This is a genomic window from Bacillus sp. cl95, from assembly GCF_900115925.1.
Lineage (GTDB): Bacteria > Bacillota > Bacilli > Bacillales > Cytobacillaceae > Neobacillus_A.
Genome location: NZ_FOYF01000008.1, coordinates 25,366 through 43,829, shown reverse-complemented (window position 1 = coordinate 43,829; position 18,464 = coordinate 25,366). Strand labels below are relative to the sequence as shown.

General features: G+C 41.7%; 14 protein-coding genes and 1 riboswitch. Of the genes, 1 reads left to right on the top strand and 13 read right to left on the bottom strand.

From position 1 onward, the window contains the following. Positions 1-358: 358 nt before the first annotated feature. The 13 genes from uvrA to BMZ31_RS18100 form a co-directional block, all read right to left on the bottom strand. Positions 359-3,238, bottom strand: a complete 2,880-nt coding sequence (gene uvrA / locus BMZ31_RS18160; protein WP_090833358.1) for an excinuclease ABC subunit UvrA — start codon at positions 3,236-3,238, stop codon at positions 359-361. Positions 3,239-3,245: 7 nt separating this feature from the next. Beyond that, positions 3,246-5,225, bottom strand: a complete 1,980-nt coding sequence (uvrB, locus tag BMZ31_RS18155; protein WP_090833357.1) for an excinuclease ABC subunit UvrB — start codon at positions 5,223-5,225, stop codon at positions 3,246-3,248. 396 nt (positions 5,226-5,621) lie between these two features. After that, positions 5,622-5,861 (bottom strand): CsbA family protein, encoded by a 240-nt coding sequence (locus BMZ31_RS18150; protein WP_090833356.1) that lies wholly within the window; start codon positions 5,859-5,861, stop codon positions 5,622-5,624. A 107-nt stretch (positions 5,862-5,968) separates the two neighbouring features. Continuing rightward, complete coding sequence (locus tag BMZ31_RS18145) at positions 5,969-6,901, bottom strand: cation diffusion facilitator family transporter (protein WP_090833355.1); 933 nt, start codon at positions 6,899-6,901, stop codon at positions 5,969-5,971. 23 nt (positions 6,902-6,924) lie between these two features. Further along, the gene (locus tag BMZ31_RS18140) at positions 6,925-7,545 is read right to left on the bottom strand and encodes a class I SAM-dependent methyltransferase (RefSeq protein WP_090833354.1); all 621 of its coding nucleotides are present in this window, start codon (positions 7,543-7,545) and stop codon (positions 6,925-6,927) included. 221 nt (positions 7,546-7,766) lie between these two features. Continuing rightward, positions 7,767-9,890 (bottom strand): heavy metal translocating P-type ATPase, encoded by a 2,124-nt coding sequence (locus tag BMZ31_RS18135; protein ID WP_090833353.1) that lies wholly within the window; start codon positions 9,888-9,890, stop codon positions 7,767-7,769. Then, positions 9,874-10,251, bottom strand: a complete 378-nt coding sequence (locus BMZ31_RS18130) for an ArsR/SmtB family transcription factor (protein ID WP_090833352.1) — start codon at positions 10,249-10,251, stop codon at positions 9,874-9,876. Before BMZ31_RS18130 ends, BMZ31_RS18135 begins: the two co-directional genes overlap by 17 nt. 503 nt (positions 10,252-10,754) lie before the next feature. Next, a complete protein-coding gene (locus BMZ31_RS18125; RefSeq protein WP_090833351.1) occupies positions 10,755-11,516 on the bottom strand; it encodes an STAS domain-containing protein in 762 nt (253 codons plus the stop codon). Next, positions 11,503-12,162: a cobalamin B12-binding domain-containing protein gene (locus BMZ31_RS18120; protein ID WP_254778915.1), complete on the bottom strand. Its 660-nt coding sequence runs from the start codon at positions 12,160-12,162 to the stop codon at positions 11,503-11,505. Before BMZ31_RS18120 ends, BMZ31_RS18125 begins: the two co-directional genes overlap by 14 nt. Beyond that, positions 12,159-12,533 (bottom strand): globin family protein, encoded by a 375-nt coding sequence (locus BMZ31_RS18115; protein WP_090833349.1) that lies wholly within the window; start codon positions 12,531-12,533, stop codon positions 12,159-12,161. Before BMZ31_RS18115 ends, BMZ31_RS18120 begins: the two co-directional genes overlap by 4 nt. Further along, positions 12,530-12,835, bottom strand: coding sequence for an antibiotic biosynthesis monooxygenase family protein (locus BMZ31_RS18110; RefSeq protein ID WP_090833348.1), 306 nt, complete (start codon positions 12,833-12,835; stop codon positions 12,530-12,532). Before BMZ31_RS18110 ends, BMZ31_RS18115 begins: the two co-directional genes overlap by 4 nt. A 227-nt stretch (positions 12,836-13,062) precedes the next feature. Next, a complete protein-coding gene (locus tag BMZ31_RS18105) occupies positions 13,063-13,899 on the bottom strand; it encodes an STAS domain-containing protein (protein ID WP_090833347.1) in 837 nt (278 codons plus the stop codon). A 135-nt stretch (positions 13,900-14,034) separates the two neighbouring features. Continuing rightward, the gene (locus BMZ31_RS18100; protein ID WP_090833346.1) at positions 14,035-15,861 is read right to left on the bottom strand and encodes an APC family permease; all 1,827 of its coding nucleotides are present in this window, start codon (positions 15,859-15,861) and stop codon (positions 14,035-14,037) included. A gap of 139 nt (positions 15,862-16,000) precedes the next feature. Then, positions 16,001-16,139, bottom strand: a riboswitch (cyclic di-AMP (ydaO/yuaA leader). Between the two features lie 249 nt (positions 16,140-16,388). Between BMZ31_RS18100 and BMZ31_RS18095 the strand changes: the two genes are divergently transcribed. Further along, on the top strand, positions 16,389-18,371 hold the full coding sequence (locus tag BMZ31_RS18095) for a M14 family zinc carboxypeptidase (RefSeq protein WP_090833345.1): 1,983 nt from the start codon (positions 16,389-16,391) through the stop codon (positions 18,369-18,371). The last annotated feature ends 93 nt before the right edge of the window (positions 18,372-18,464 follow it).

Below are 18,464 nucleotides of genomic sequence, written 5' to 3'. Positions count from 1 at the left end.
AGCATTAATTCGAGCTGAATATGAAATTTTGCAACTCGAATACTGTCCACGCTGTGAATAGTTTGGGGGTATTTCATTTAAAAGAGGTATTTTCAGAATCGCCGTCTCTAGGCGTGAGTGTATTTTTGCATTTCCACTCAGCCATGGTCGGGATATCGATACGAAAACTCCGTTTATCGATATGAAAAGGTCATTTATCTATATGGTTTTATCATATATCATTCCGAAAATCTGATATCGATATGTCGACACATTACGACTCCAAGATTACCCACAAGGGTACCCACCTATTCAACCTATCCTCTCATCAAAAATAAAAAAGCTGAAACCCCATCCTTGAGGTTTCAGCTTCCTTATATTATGCCTTGCTTGTACTTTTTTCTCTCTCTTCGATTTGTTGGTTCATGCGATCACGATCCCGTTCAAGTACTGGTTTCAAGTACTTACCGGTATAAGAGCCTTCGACCTTAATGACCTCTTCAGGTGTTCCGCTCGCCACAATCGTACCGCCTTTGTCTCCACCTTCTGGACCGAGGTCGATAATATAATCGGCAGCCTTGATAACATCAAGATTATGCTCGATGACAAGGACAGTGTCTCCATTTTCAACAAGTCGTTGCAGTACGACAAGTAGTCTTGAAATATCGTCGACATGCAATCCAGTCGTCGGTTCGTCGAGAATATAGAGAGAACGTCCTGTTGAACGGCGGTGCAGTTCCGACGCCAATTTCACACGTTGCGCTTCCCCGCCCGATAGCGTAGTCGCAGGTTGCCCTAATGTGATATAACCTAGACCCACATCGTAAATGGTTTGCAACTTGCGACTGATTTTAGGAATGTTCTCGAAAAATTCAACAGCCTTTTCAACCGTCATATCTAATATCTCAGAGATGTTTTTCCCTTTATAGCGGACTTCCAATGTTTCACGGTTGTATCGTTTACCATGACATACTTCACATGGAACATAAACGTCCGGTAAGAAGTGCATCTCGATTTTGATGATACCATCGCCACGACAAGCCTCACAGCGTCCGCCTTTTACGTTGAAACTGAAGCGACCTTTTTTATAGCCGCGTACTTTCGCTTCGTTCGTTGAGGCGTAAACATCACGGATATCATCAAATACCCCCGTATAAGTTGCCGGATTAGACCTAGGCGTTCTGCCGATTGGTGATTGGTCAATATCGATAACTTTATCTAGGTATTCAATACCCTTTATCGCCTTATGCTCACCAGGTTTGCTTTTTGCATGATGAAGCTTTTGTGCCAATGTTTTATGAAGGATTTCGTTGATCAATGTACTCTTACCTGAACCGGAAACTCCGGTTACAGCTAGGAACATTCCTAACGGAAATTTCACACTGACATTCTTTAGGTTGTTCTCATAGGCACCCTTGATTTCAATGAAGCGGCCATCTGGCTTGCGTCGTTCCAGCGGAAGCGGAATGAATTTTTTACCGGACAGATATTGACCTGTTAAAGAATTAGGATCATTCATCACTTCTTCAGGTGTGCCGGCAGAGACAATCTGCCCACCGTGGACTCCTGCGCCTGGTCCAACGTCAATCAAATAATCTGCAGCCAGCATCGTATCCTCATCATGTTCGACAACAATCAAAGTATTCCCAATGTCGCGCATGTTTTGAAGCGTACCAATCAAGCGGTCATTATCGCGCTGATGCAGTCCAATGGAAGGTTCATCAAGGATATAAAGGACACCCGTCAGCCTTGAACCAATTTGCGTGGCAAGTCTGATACGTTGCGCCTCACCACCAGATAAAGTTCCTGCTGCACGGCTCAACGTCAAGTAGTCAAGACCAACATTGATTAAGAACCCAAGACGTTCCCTGATTTCACGGAATATCAATTTAGCAATCTGCATTTCTTTTTCCGTCAATGTTAAACCAGCGAAAAATTGGTCTGCTTCTTCAATGCTAAGGGCGGTAATTTCACCGGCATGTCGGCCAGCAATCAACACAGCGAGGCTTTCTTTTTTCAAACGATAGCCTTTACAAGTGGGACATGGATGCTGCGCCATATATTTCTCCATTTGTTCCCGAATATAATCCGAACTCGTTTCCTTATAACGACGTTCAATATTACGGAGAACTCCTTCGAATTGAATATAATTTTCACGGATCTGACCAAAATCATTCTCGTATCGGAAATAAACCTTCTTGCTGTCCGATCCATTTAAAATGATATCAATCTGCGCTTGCGGCAAATCCTTTACCGGCGTATCCATATCGATACCGAAATGATTGCAAACTGCTTCAAGAAGCTGTGGATAATATTGCGAGCTCGTTGGTTCCCATGGTGCAATCGCGTGTTTTCTCAACGTCAAGTCTTTATTCGGAATCACCAAATCGGCGTCAACCTCAAGGGTTGATCCAAGTCCATCACAATCAGGACAAGCACCGAATGGGCTGTTAAAAGAAAACATCCTCGGTTCAAGTTCACCAATGCTAAAACCACAATGTGGACAAGCATGCGTTTCATTGAAAAGAAGTTCTTCTTCTCCCATCACGTCAATAATAACCTTACCGTCGCTCAAGCGAAGAGCTGTTTCAAGCGAGTCGGCGAGACGAGCTGCGACTCCTTCTTTTACGACAATACGGTCAATAACTACCTCAATGTTATGTTTCTTATTTTTTTCTAAAGTAATTTCATCACCGATGTCCTGCATTTCTCCATTTACACGGACACGGACAAAGCCTTGTTTCTTGATATCCTCGAATACTTTCACATGCGTGCCTTTACGTCCGGAAACGATTGGTGCAAGAATTTGCAGCTTCGTACGCTCCGGATATTCAAGGATTCGATCGACCATCTGTTCAATCGTTTGTGAAGTAATTTCGATTTTGTGAATAGGACAAATCGGACGTCCGATTCGTGCATACAAAAGACGCAAATAATCATAAATCTCTGTTACTGTTCCGACTGTAGAACGCGGGTTGCGGCTTGTTGTCTTTTGGTCAATCGAAATCGCCGGAGACAATCCTTCAATCGCATCCACATCCGGTTTATCCATTTGGCCAAGAAATTGGCGCGCGTATGCCGAAAGCGATTCGACATAGCGGCGCTGCCCCTCTGCATAAATCGTATCAAATGCCAGCGAGGACTTACCGGATCCGGAAAGCCCCGTCAAAACCACAAGCTTATCTCTCGGAATGGTGACATCGATATTCTTTAAATTATGAGCTCTGGCACCTTTGACAATCAGTTTATCCATCGCCATGGTTACGTCATCCTTCCGCTTTCAACTCTAGTATTAAATCACGAAGCTCAGCTGCACGCTCAAAGTTAAGCGCTTTGGCCGCTTCTTTCATTTCTTTTTCCATATCGCCTAGCAAGCGTTCCTTTTCTTTCTTTGATAGCTTGCCAATCTTCGCTGCTGGTGTATATTCTTCCTGATCCTCGGCCGCATGCGTGGCACGAATGGAATCACGAATCGCTTTTTGTATCGTCGTTGGTGTAATGCCATGCTTCGCATTGTACTCTTCCTGGATGGCACGGCGACGCTTAGTTTCTTCTATTGCTACAGTCATTGAATTCGTCATTTTATCAGCATACATAATGACATGACCATTTGAATTTCGCGCTGCACGGCCAATCGTCTGGATCAATGAACGCTCTGAACGAAGGAAGCCTTCTTTATCGGCATCCAAAATCGTCACAAGCGATACTTCCGGAATATCAATTCCTTCTCTTAACAAGTTAATTCCGACAAGTACATCGTATTTACCCATCCGCAATTCACGAATAATCTCAATCCGCTCAAGCGTCTTTACTTCTGAATGAAGATACTGAACTTTGATACCAATTTCCTTCAAATAATCAGTCAAGTCCTCGGACATTTTCTTCGTCAGGGTCGTAATCAGCACACGCTCATTCTTTTTCACGCGTTCCTGGATTTCTCCAATCAAATCATCAATCTGACCTTCAATTGGTCGTACTTCAATCGTCGGATCAAGCAATCCAGTCGGACGAATGATTTGCTGAACCATTTCTGGTGTATGTTCAAGTTCATACGGACCAGGTGTCGCGGAAACATAGATATTTTGCGACATATAGCGTTCAAATTCCTGGAATGTCAATGGACGGTTATCCATTGCCGAAGGCAGACGGAATCCATGATCAACGAGAACCTGCTTACGTGCTTGGTCACCATTAAACATACCCCTGATTTGCGGCAATGTAACATGTGACTCATCGACGACAATCATGAAATCATCTGGAAAATAATCAAGCAATGTATAAGGAGTCGCTCCCGCCGGTCTTAATGTCAAATGGCGCGAGTAGTTTTCGATTCCGGAACAAAAGCCCATTTCCCGCATCATTTCGAGATCATAACGTGTACGCTGTTCAAGACGCTGCGCTTCAAGGAGTTTGTTCTGCTCCTTCAGTTCAACGAGGCGTTCTTCCAGCTCTTTTTCAATATTTTCAATGGCAACATTAAGCTTCTCTTCACGGGTTACGAAGTGGGAAGCCGGGAAAATGGCCACATGATCACGTTCACCGATAATTTCGCCCGTTAAGGCGTCTACTTCTCGGATACGATCAATTTCATCTCCGAAAAATTCGACGCGCATGCAATGCTCATCGCGTGAAACGGGGAAAATCTCGACCACATCACCGCGAACACGGAACGTACCACGCTTAAAATCTATATCATTACGCTCATATTGAATATCAACAAGACGATGCAACAACTTATTGCGCTCAATCTCCATACCCGTTCTGAGCGACAGCACCATTTCACGATACTCTTCAGGAGAACCTAAACCGTAAATGCACGAAACACTGGCAATGATAATGACATCTTTCCGCTCAAAAAGAGAGGATGTCGCTGAGTGACGAAGTTTATCAATTTCATCGTTGATGCTCGCATCTTTTTCGATAAAAGTATCTGTTTGCGGCACATACGCTTCCGGTTGATAATAATCGTAGTAGCTTACGAAATACTCGACAGCGTTATTCGGAAAAAATTCTTTAAACTCACTATATAGCTGACCAGCCAGCGTTTTATTATGGGCGATGACAAGCGTCGGCTTTGTCACTTCTTTTATGACATTGGAAACCGTGAATGTCTTACCCGTCCCTGTTGCTCCAAGCAATGTTTGATGGCGCTTGCCTTGACGAATGCCTTCAACAAGCTGACGGATCGCCTCGGGCTGATCTCCTTGCGGCGTATACTTTGACACTAATTCAAATTGTTCCTTCACAAAACAGCCTCCAGTTTTCCAAAACTAATGTTTTTTTGTGGATATGTACATGCTGCCGGACGTAGATGTTTCATTATTCTTATATTTACCATTCTACCACAAACCTCTTAAAACAAACCAACAATATACGAACGTTTATTCTATATATTTTATTCAATACGATTAAAACAGCTAGATTCTCATCTCATATTAGCTAGCACAGGCACCAACTGGAAAATTTAGGATAAAATATTTCTATCTTGCGAAACACGCAGACATTCTTGCGAAAAAAAACCTAATCTTGCGAAAACACCACACATTCTTGCGAAACACCACACATTCTTGCGAAACCATTCTCCGACACTTTCCCTCCATAAAAAAACCTGCCGAATCTCATTCAGCAGGCCACAAGAAAAATCATTCAGTTACATTACCACTAACAGGTTTCGGTTTCCATCTTGCCGCATACCAGAAGCCACCTGTGAGTGAAATAGCATCGAGGATGATCAACATCCACGTATTTGTATATCCTTTATAAGCCGAGGCCGCAATTAAAGCGACCGTCAAAATTAAGCCGATGAAACGATTGTATGTCACCCTTGTAAAAAGGAGGACGAGCAAGCCAGGCAAAAAAAGGGCAGATAAAATTTGAATCATACTTAGCACCCCGCCAAATTCTTATCAGTATATTTTTTCCTTACTCCCTATTTTATGAAACCAGGCCAAGTAAATCAAGGCAGTTCTCCTTTTTGCCTTACTCACCTCTAATTACAGGTACCGTGAGGACTAGGACAGCCGCTCTCTTTCCGTTCCACTTGAATCGTGCTGTGCTCGATTGAAAAATCATCATGCAGCAGTTTTTGAGCTTCATGAAGCACTTCATCATGATCAGCATCCGATATGACCACATGACAGCTAAGAACCGGATAACCTGAAGTAATCGTCCATACATGCAAATCATGTACATCACACACACCAGGCAGATTGGTTAAAGCCGTTTTCACCTTTTCTATTTCAACCTGTTCAGGTGTCCCTTCCATCAACACGTGGAAGGAATCCTTCGTCACCCTCCAGCCGCTGATGATGATTAAGACAGCTACAATCACACTTGCGATGGGATCCGCAATCGTCCATCCGAAAAGTAAGATTAAGAGTCCGGCAACAATCGCGCCAACCGATCCTAGCAAATCACCAAGCACATGCAGGAACGCACTGCGTACGTTCAAATTGTCATCCTTGTCGCCCTTCATCAAAATCCAGGCAGCTACGATATTCACAATCAATCCAATCGTAGAGATGGTTACCATGCCCATACTCTGAACTTCTTGAGGTTCAAAGAATCGATGAATGGCTTCGTAAAAAATATAAGCAGAAATCAAAATGAGCGTAATTCCATTTAAAGCAGCCGCAATGATTTCAAACCGTTTATAACCAAACGTCTTACTTTTCGACCCTTGTTTTTCCCCAAGCTTTAGTGCAAAGAAACTCAAGCCGAGCGCCGCTGCGTCACTTAACATATGTCCCGCATCAGAAAGCAATGCTAAGCTGTTCGTCAAGAATCCGCCAATTACTTCAACAACCATGAAACCGGCAATTAGAAGAAAGGACAGAAACAGCGCTTTTTTATTGCCGCTATGATGATGCCCATGCCCGTGATGGTGGCCATGCGAATGACCATGATGATGGTGATGTCCCATAACACTTCTCCTCCGTGTAAGGTCTATCTATTTTTTCTCAAAAGGATACGGCGATACATTCCTCGAAAAATCACATCTTTATCTTCAAGCAGTTCGAGATTGTTCCGCTGACCTTTAAACAAATTCTCGAAACTGACTCCGATGTCGGTACCTAACAAACCGACAACTGGACGAATCAGCTTCTTACCGATAGATAACCTTTCGCCGCGTTTAGCAAACTTATCAAAAATGATAATCTGTCCACCGGGCTTTACAACCCTCTGCATTTCCGCAAATGCCCTTTCACTATCAGGCACAACGGACACAATCAAACTGGCAATCACATAATCAAACGAATCTGATGCCAATTCCAGCTGCTGCGCATCCATCACGTTGTAAGTAATCGACGCATGTGAAAACCTTTGTCTAGCCCGTTCGAGCATCTCAGGAGAATAATCAATAGCAGTAATGTCTAAATCCTCGACAGGAATATAATCCAAGTCAGCACCAGTGCCAACCCCAACAAACAGAACCTTTTGCCCTTTTTGAAAAGAAAGCGACTGAAAGACATTTTTACGCGCCTTAGCAAATGGCCCTTTGTTGAAAAAATGATCGTAAACCGGCGCCCAACCTTTATACACAAGTCGATTCCATTGATTATTCATCCCCCATGCCCCCCTTACACAATCATCTTGCATGTATTCGCATTGATTGTTGCTTTTACGCAAAAATCAACAACACGTATAGATTCTTATTTCGTTCTCTTTTCCTCAATATAAAATTCTAAACTCTAGAGTACTTATTGTTTTGGCTCTGTTAACAATGTACTTTAACATGCCCATTGTTTTAAAAGCGGCTTCATAACTACAAAGTTACGAATAGGGACTTAATCTTTTACCCTTAACAACCTCAATCCATTTAACGTAACAATCAAGGTTGCGCCCATATCGGCGAAAATCGCTATCCATAAAGTAAGCCAACCTGGTACAACAAGTAGAAGGGCAATGATTTTAATAGCCAAAGAGAAGGTAATATTCTGTTTGATGATCCTCATCGCTTTCCTGCTCAATTTCAACATGAACGGAAGCTTCTGCAAATCATCACCCATCAGCGCGATATCCGCTGTTTCCAGAGCCGTATCCGTCCCGGCACCACCCATCGCAATCCCTACCGTTGCCGACGCCAGTGCAGGCGCATCATTGATCCCATCACCAACCATCGCCACCATACCGTACTCATTACGCAAAACTTTAATTGCCTCTAGTTTATCGGCAGGAAGTAGTTCCGCTCGGATATCCGTAACGCCCACCTGAGTACCAATTGCTTTAGCCGTTCCTTCATTATCACCAGTCAGCATAATCGTCTTCTCAATACCGAGCTGATGCAGCTTCTGAATGACGTCCTTACTGCTCTCACGTACCTCATCAGCCACCGCCACCAAAGCAAGAACGTCCTTCTCTGTACCGAAAATCATCACGGTATTTCCCATATCTTGAAGCTCTGCCACCCTAGTCTTAAGTTCAGTTGAAATCCCCTCAAACAACCTCAAATTACCGACCAAATACTGCACACCATCGATTTTTCCCGTTAACCCTTTTCCAGTAATAGAAGTGAACTCTTCCACTTCCATGCTTTTAAAATCAACGTTATTTTGCTCCGCTCTCTTTGTGATCGCTGATGCAAGCGGATGCTGTGACCGAGACTCGAGAGCTGCCAATCGGGCCAAGACTTCCGCTTCGTTTTTATTTCCATCAACCAAAACGAAGTCAGTAACGGCTGGAACCCCGCGTGTAAGCGTGCCTGTTTTATCGAAAGCAACTGCCTTTAAACTTCCGGCTTCTTCTAAATAAATCCCACCTTTGATCAATACACCATGTCGGGCAGCATTCCCAATTGCCGTCACAATCGCAACAGGGGTAGAAACTACCAACGCACATGGACATCCAACAACCAGAACGGATAATCCTTGGTAAATCCACAAATGCCACTCCGCTCCGAATATTAGCGGCGGAACGATAGCCACAAGAGCCGCCACAACGATGATGACCGGCGTGTAGTACTTGGCAAACTTATCAACAAACGCCTGAGAAGGAGCACGTTCTGCCTGAGCCTCCTCAACAAGGTGTATAATTTTGCTAATCGTTGTATCTTCCGTTCGTTTCGTCACTTCGATTTCAAGTAACCCTTCTTCGTTCAGGGTTCCTGCAAACACCTCATCACCCGTTGACTTCTCAGCCGGAACGGATTCACCCGTAATCGCCGCCTGATTGACAGCAGAAGAACCTTTGAAGACCACACCGTCCATGGCGATTTTTTGCCCTGGCTTCACAATCATCACATCGCCGATTTCGATATCAGTGACACCTACCAAGATTTCATGGCCATTACGACGAACGAGAGCTTCCTTCGGGGCAATATCCATCAAGGACCGAATGGACGCTCGCGCTCGGTCCATTGAATATTTTTCAAGCGCTTCGCTAATCGCGAACAGGATGACGACAACGGCGCCTTCACTCCACTCTCCGATAAAAGCAGCCCCAACAATCGCGATCGTCATCAGAGTCCGCATGTCAAATTCGAAACGGAACAAGTTTTGCAGTCCTGTCTTAAACAGAGAGTACCCGCCAATCAAGATGGCCACCAAGAATCCGGCAATCGTCGGAATCGCACTTTCTCCATTTAGTGAGGAAGAGATATATGCCAGCAGCATGAATAGTAATGAAGCAACCAATCTGCCATGCTTTTTCATAAATGGAACTCTCTTTTCAGGTAATTGCTCGCCATTTTCAGGTGTCAGAACCAGATTTTCAAAGGCACCCGCCTTTTCCAGCTTCTCAACTGTTGTCTGGCCATAAACCGTTAGCTTCGCAGCTCCGAAATTAACTTTTGCATCTATTACACCATCCAGGTGTTTGACATTCTTTTCGAATGTCTTTGCACAGCCTGCTCAGGAAAAACCTTGCACACGGTACACATGCTTTTCAGCACTTAAGCTATTGCTCTCCGTCACGATTCCTCACCTCTTCCTGATGCTCAAACGCAATGCTAATAAGTTGTTTAACATGATCATCATCAAGGGAATAATAGACAAGCTTGCCCTCTTTACGGTACTTAGCCAAACCAAGGCTCTTAAGTGACCGAAGATGATGTGAAGCCGTTGCTGTTGAAGCACCTACTAAATGAGCAACGTCGCACACGCACAGTTCCTCTTCAAGCGTCAGTGCATATGCTATCTTTACCCGGGTTTCATCGGCAAGCGCCTTAAATAACTTTGCCACTTCAAATGTATTCTTATTAGAAAGCTGTTCCTGAACGCGTCCTACTTTATCGCGTTCCACACAGGAGATTTCACAAACGTCATGTTCCTTCATACACCCACCGCCTAACATTCAAATATTCGTTTGAATATATCATATTCAAAAGTTCGTTTGAATGTCAACGAATAGCATAAAAAATTTTCCGAATTTTAACTCATGATGTTTCACTTTTCGGATTTGAATGAGAGTTACCTAGTTTTCAATACTTTTGGATGCCATTTTATGAACTTAGCGATTAGATATTTGAAAACAGAGATTAGGCTCAGAAAACAGGCGATTACATTTTTGAAATTGGCGATAAGCCTCAAAAAACAAGCTTAAAAAATCCGAAACTTCCTTCCTAAGTTCCTCCGAATCTTAAATGATCAGCTTTTTTAATCCAAAGAGAGCAAATTTAAGCCTTAATTTTCTGCCAATCTTTATATAACGAGTAAGGAATAAAAAAAGGTCACATTTTCCCTATATTTTTGGATAATCGATCCCAAAACATGCACCATGCTACTTTATTTGAAGCACAAAAAAACAAGAACCCTCACAGGCTCTTGCTTTTAATCGTCTCATTTATAGTGCTCTTTTAAAACTTCGCTTAACGAATGGTCAAAATCCACAAACTCATCTATTTTATAATGGTGAAGGATTTTAACAAGATTCGGTTTCAAGCCAATAACCTTGATAACTCCGCCCGTCATGAAAAATAACGTCTTTAAAAGCCTCGTTAATTTCTCGATACCGGATGTGTGAACCTCTCCAACCGCCGTGAAATCAAAAAAGATTTCTTCATACTCACCGGCAAAAACGGACTGAAGACAATTATCCGAAATGACATGGATCTTTTCTTCGGTAATATCACCGAAAATAGGAATAAAACACATCGAATCGGAAAGCGGGATGAACGGACCTGATAGTTCGTTTAATCGAATGAGGATGTGTTCAATTTCTTCCTTCTTCTCAAACAACTCAAAATCGGTTGTCGCAATCCTTTGCTGAAGAAACATCACTTTCTGGATTAACTCCAGATTGGAACTGTCCTTTGCAATAAAGAGAATATGGCCATATCCTGATATATCCCAATTGATATGGATTTCAAACAAAGCAAGCGGATTCAGCTTTGTTTTCATATTCAATTCCATTTTAGTTACCGTGGATGTTAGCAAACTGTGTTTAACTAGCTTGTCCACACTTTCTTCATCCACGATGCTTGTAAGTATCGCGTCACTTAAATCAAAAGTTTCGCGGGCTAGATATGAGTAACTAATGATGTTACCTTGTTTATCTATTTTTATATATGGGAGTGGTAGTTGATGTTCAAAATATTGCATCTAGCTTTTCCTCAGATGGGTATTCATGAAGCCACTGCTTCATTTCCGGTAGATTTTTCATGATGATCGTTTGTGGAGAACAGTATGGACGAAGGTCATAGTTTTCTGTTAAGCGGCCGCCAAGAAGAACGACAGGCTGATTGGAAAGCTTACTAAATTCGTTTGTATAATTTCTTAATTTCGGTAAGTGATAGACAATGGAAACGGACAGGCCTATGACATGAGGCTTCCATTCCTTCGCTGACTTTAAAGCATATTCGAGCGGAAGATTAGGGCCAAAATACTTCGTATCCCAATCATTTTCCTTAAACAGGCTGTTGGCCATCTTTAAACCTAGATAATGTTGCTCTTCTTCAAGACAAAGAAACATGGCTTTGAATCGAGTATCTCTCTTGGCAGGTTTTACGGATGGCTCGTAAGCGAGTCTTGAAAGAACAAAATCGCATGTAGCTGTAGCGAGGTGCTCATCGGCGACAGTGATTTTATTATTTTCCCAAAGGTATCCAATATGATGCATGGCAGGTGTGATCATATTTTGATAGATTTCCAGTTGCGATAAATCCCCATGATTCTTGATATAATCCCAAACTTTTTGATGGTCACCATCTAGCAAAAAATTGGAGAGTTGAGAGTAATCATACATCATGACCCCTCCTTCACACTCTTGCCTTCCAGAACACCGATAGCAGCAGTTAAATATGTTGTATAACTTTGCTTTTGTTGTGGAGTTAAGGAATCCTCATTTTCATCTAATACATCTAGGATAAAATTGAAATTATCTATTAAAAGCTTAGAAGTCATTCCATGTTTCGTAAGAATACCATCAAGCCATATTGCATAATCCGTGAAAAAAGTTTGATTATCTAATTCAAAAGCAGTCTGAAGGTGCTTCATGTGATGATGATTATCTTCACGGCACTTTTCTTTACCTCTTTCGCCGTAACGCTCTAATAGGGACGGCTCCCGCTCATAAATCATTTCAGTCACTTTATCAACAATGGAGTTGAAAGCATTCATCGGGCCACCACCTTATACTGCGTCACTTTTGGAATGACAGCAGCCAATTCCTGATCTGGATATTTCTTTTCCAAATCATGTAATCGTTTAAAATCTTCACTTCTTACCCAATTCAGGTAGTCATTCTTTGTTTCAAAAATGAGTTGTACCGTCAATTCTCCGGGGCGCTTATCGTTTTGCAATAATAGAAAATCAACAAATCCATCGGCCTCATCAACCGATCGAGAACGATTTTTGTATATAGAAATTACTTCCTCGGATTTCTCATCGGGAACGTCAAATGTTGAAAAAACGGTATACACCCAATTCCTCCTTCAACAAACTAAAATGAAATGATAGATTCTTACCTATCATAAAAGTATAACATAATACCAGTTTATATACTTTTTAGACTCAAGTCAGATCCCTCATCTGCATTTTGTTGATTGGAGCGGAAATCAACAGGCAAGTTTAACAGAGCCTAAGAAAAAAAAACTCCCAAGTGACACAGGTATTCCCACCCTGCATTACTTGGGTATATTTCATATCATTACATTCTAGTTGATTGGATAGCCTTCGAAAGTGTCGATTGAATGCTAACTTTCTCAAATTTGAGACCTAACTGAACAGCCGTCTGAGCAATTTCAGGTCTTAAACCGGAAAGAGTTGTTTTCACTCCAATTAAATTCAACGCGTCGAAAAGTTGAAAAAGCTTATGAGCCACCATCGTGTCAATTATTACAACACCGGATAAATCCACACATAGTTGGTTGACTCCTAGTTTTGCACATTGTTCTAATGTATTTTCAAGAATAATCTTTGCACGGGTAGTATCAATGTCGCCAACGAGCGGCAACAATGCGATATCTTTGCTTAAAGAAATGACTGGAGAACTTAACTCCAAAATCAACTCCTGTTGAGCCTTCAATCTTCTTTGAGAGTGATCATTATATTCCTGTGTAAACCATAACATAATCTTTCCAAATGTCTTGATGACAATCTGATACCAAGAATTAACCTCACTTTTCGGATATTCTCCGTCATGCAATTCCTGAAATTGATTAATCAATTCAATATACTGATCTTGTGTTCGAAAGAATTCACGAAGTATGAGATGAATGGGCGTGTTAACATGCCCTTCATCGCGCGCAACATCCAAAATCCACTCTTCGAAATCTTTAAAGAAAACAGCTTCTTCCATATTAAAAACTTCGCAGAATTTTTTGTGAAAGGCATAATTTTGTTGCTTCACAGTGTTAATTACTTTCGGATCTTGTGAAGCATATACACCAGCAGAATCACTCTTATCTAGATTTTCGTACCAAGCTTCGGTTAAACCCCAGGTTTTATCTAAAAGGAAATCGTACAACTCCTTATTTCTATGCATATAGATCTCTCCCTACCAACCAACTATAATTCCAGTGTTTTATTAGTCCCATTTTATCTCATAAGCTGTGGGAGTGTCGATTATTAAGAACACTAGAAATGAAAAACCACCGCAAAAAATGCAGTGGTTTTGACTTTATTTTTTCAAGTGATATGGGACCGTGGTCACAATGACATCACGGCGATAAAGCAGAAACGCCCTGATTAAGAAACTGGATTGATTATGAAGGATATTGTGCCAACCTTCTTTAGGAATAAATTGTGGAATCACAACCGTCACCCGATAATTGGTTTCACTTGCTTTATGTTGGACGATATCGACAAACTTGGTAAGCGGTTGAATGATACTTCTGTAATGAGAGTGAAGCGTAACGAGCCTTACATCCGGCTGCCACTTCTCCCATTTCTCCTCGAACTTTTTTTCCTCTTCTCTATCAAAAGCCACATAAACAGCAATAATTTGCTCGGCTCCTAAAGACTTTGCATAGTTGATTGAATTCTCAACGACATGTGTGATTCCCGCAACAGGAACGATGAACACATTTCCTTCAATCGGAACTGGAGGTTCACATGTCGCTACTCTTAGTTGGTCCCCTACCGCATCATAATGCTTTTTAATTCTGTGAAAAATAAAGATGATGATTGGCAGGAACACTAACACAGACCAAACCTGCTGGAATTTAGTAAAAAAGAACATCAAAGTTACAACTAGGCTAATCAAAGCTCCGGTTGTATTGATAATGAATTTCGGTACCCAACCCTCTGGCTTTTCGCGAAGCCATTTGAGCATCATGCCGGACTGAGACATTGTAAAGGGAATGAATACCCCTACAGCATATAAAGGAATCAAGTGTTCAGTATGACCTCCAAAAGCAACAATGAGGAGAATAGATGAAATTCCAAGAATAATGATCCCATTTGAATAACCTAAGCGATCCCCTCTTAGCGTAAACATTCTAGGAATAAACTTATCTTTTGCCAGATTCACTGCCAGCAATGGAAAAGCCGTATATCCCGTATTAGCAGCTAAAATGAGAATCAAAGCGGTTGTACCTTGAATAAAGAAGTACATGAAATTCCGGCCAAACGTCTCTTCGGCAATCTGGGAAACGACCGTCTCCTCGGCGATTGGTGTAATTCCATAATAGTAAGCAAGAAAAACGATTCCTGAAAACAAGACTGCCAGCAAGGAACCCATTGCCACTAATGTTTTAGCCGCATTCTTTGGTGCGGGATCCTTGAAGTTCGGGATGGCATTTGAAATGGCTTCAACCCCTGTTAAGGCAGAACTTCCAGATGCAAAAGCTCTTAAAAGTAAAAACAAGCTGACTCCCGCCACAGGAGTACCGATCGGTGTGTGCAACTCCGCTGAAACGTCGCCTGTTAGTACTTTGTAAATCCCCACACCAATCAAGATGAATAAGGCCAAAACAAACAAGTATACAGGATATGCAAGGAAAGAAGCAGACTCTGTGACGCCCCTCAAATTCAATATTGTGATCAGTATTACAAAGATAATCGAAATCCCTACATTATGTGTATGCAATTCTGGGAAAGCAGAGGTAATCGCATCGGTTCCAGCAGAAACACTTACTGCAACAGTTAAAATATAGTCAACCAAAAGAGATCCACCGGCAATTAATCCAGGATTAACACCAAGATTTTCTTTTGATACGACATAGGCTCCCCCACCATGAGGGTAAGCAAAAATGATTTGTCTATAAGATAGAATAAGAGCCAGTAACAGAACCAATACTCCCACTGCAATCGGAATGCTATACCAAAACGCAGCTGCGCTTATCGTAAGTAAAACGATTAATATTTGTTCGGGGCCATATGCCACGGATGATAATGCATCGGAAGACAGAATGGCCAATGCTTTCTTTTTATTAAGTTTCTGTTCTCCTAATGCATTTGATTTTAACGGTCTTCCTATTAAAAATCTTTTGAATGAATTTAGCACTGATGTTGCACCTTCCTAGTAATCTTAAAAGTATGAGTCTATTTTCCTTTGATATTTCCTTTAATAAACAAAAAAATGCCCGCAAGTCCTTAGTAAATAGACCTGCCGACATAGAAATTTTGTCTAACAAGTTCCACCTTCCTTCTCAATATGACGCTTACGAGGTTAGCTGTCGGATTTGGGCCCTTGAGTAGCCCTACCTATTTAAGGATTCACCCCACGGATTAATTTCATCCAAATGGTTCCCCCGTACCGAATGGTTTCAGCGATTTAGAAATACGAAACTATTGCATATGATACTCCTGAAATCACAAAAAGGAAATAGAATTCTTTATGCTTACAAAAATATTTTCCTAATCCGTTTTGCCTATCTCAAAAGTGACAAGTTTGAATAAAGCCCATCTCCCTAATAAAACTTTTGAAAGTGTAACATTTGGCTCATTTTGTCGTTTTTAGTAGCAAACTAAATTGATAGGTTGCTATAATTGTAAGCGGCAAAAAAACTAATCATAGGGAGACATCAATTAATGAAGAAACTAGCAGTATCGGTACTATTGTGTAATTCGTTGTTGTATCCTTTGAATGCGTTTGCGGAAGGCACTTCCTCTACTGCAGAGACGAATCAGGGTAATGTGACCTCGCAGCCACAACAACAAGTAACTCAGTCGACAAATGAGGGCTGGGTAAAAGAAGGCGAATTTTGGTATTACTACATCAATAATGAAAAAGCCAAAGGATGGCAAGAGATTGAGTCAAAATGGTATTTTTTCGATGAGGAAACTGGAGCTCGACAAAACGGTTGGTTAGAAGATGAAGGCTCTTCCTATTATCTTGACCCTGAAACTGGAGCAATGGTAACGGGTTGGCTAAACGTTGAAAACAAGTGGTACTACCTTGATATTGAAACAGGTAAAAAGCAATTCGGACACGTTCAAATCGAGGGGAAATGGTATTACTTAAATGAAACGACTGGTGTTCGCCTCCAAAATGGTTGGACTCAGTTCGACAGCAAGTGGTATTACTTCAATCCCCAAACAGGTGAAAGACACGCCGGATGGCTACAAGAAGGTACGAAATGGTATTACCTTTTACCTGAAACAGGGATCATGCAAACAAAATGGGCCAATATTGAAGGTAAGTGGTACTATTTCGACGCTAAAACCGGTGTAAGAAAAACGGGATGGTTGCAGGACGGAACGAAATGGTACTATCTCAATAATGACGGTTCAATGAGAACAGGCTGGGTTTACAGCAAGTATAAGTGGTATTATTTAGCCGATACTGGTGCTTTACAGACCGGTTGGGTAAAAGATCAAGGTAAATGGTATTTCCTAGATCCAGCAGCTGATGGCGCCATGGATACTGGCTGGTTGAAATGGAATAATAAGTGGTATTTCCTAAACAAGGATGGCACGATGAAGATCGGCTGGCATTGGGAAGATAACAAATGGTACTACCTTCAGTCATCTGGCGTGATGGCAACTGGATGGTATCAAGTTGATTCGAAATGGTACTATTCATATAAAAATGGGGTTCTTGCACAGGACACTTATGTAGATGGATTTTACCTAGGAAGAAGCGGTGTTTGGATTCCTGACATCGTAAATCCTCGTAAAGTATACACATATGAGGAAATGGTTTCAGATATCGGATTGTTCCAAAAGTATTATCCTGACTTAGTGAAGGTTCAAATTATCGGGAAATCTGTAGATGGAAGAAATATTTATGCTTTTAAATTGGGGAAAGGTGAAAAAGAGATTTTCTTGAATGGTTCTCACCATGCCCGCGAGCATATGACTACGAATCTATTAATGGAAATGGCCGATCAATACATCCATTCCTATACAAATGGGACAACTCTTTCAGGCTACAGTGTAAAAAACTTATTAAATAAAACTTCCATGTGGTTTGTGCCAATGGTCAATCCTGATGGAGTGACGCTTGTACAAAAAGGTGCTTATAGCGCGCAGAATCCATCGTATCTATTGATGTTGAATAAAAACAGCCACGATTTTTCAGAATGGAAAGCAAATATCCGCGGTGTCGATCTTAACCGCCAATACCCTGCTGACTGGGCGACCATCTCAGGGAATACTGGAAAACCTGCTCCATCCAACTTTAAAGGTACAAAACCTCTAAGCGAACCTGAAGCATTGGCAGTTTACAACTTTACAAAAGCACATAACTTCAAAATCGCTACTGCATACCACTCTTCTGGTGAAATCCTTTACTGGTATTTCAAACAAGGAAGCGGGACTTATAATCGCGATTATAATATTGCCATGAAATACAAAAATATGACTGGATACAGCCTTGTTAAGCCTACTACGAATCCTAGTGGTGGCGGATATACGGACTGGTTCATCCAAGATATGAAGATGCCAGGCTTCACACCTGAAATCTCACCTTTCACATACGGAAAGCCTGTTCCAGTAAGTTATTTCGACTCCATTTGGAATGAAAATAAGGCAGCCGGATTAATGCTCGCTAACGAAGCACTTGGGCTATAAATAGTTAAAAAAAGCAGCTGCGGCTGCTTTTTCTTTTTTCGTTAGGCTCTTTTCGTAAACTTTGTTGTTTTCACAAGCAAGAGTAAAAATCGG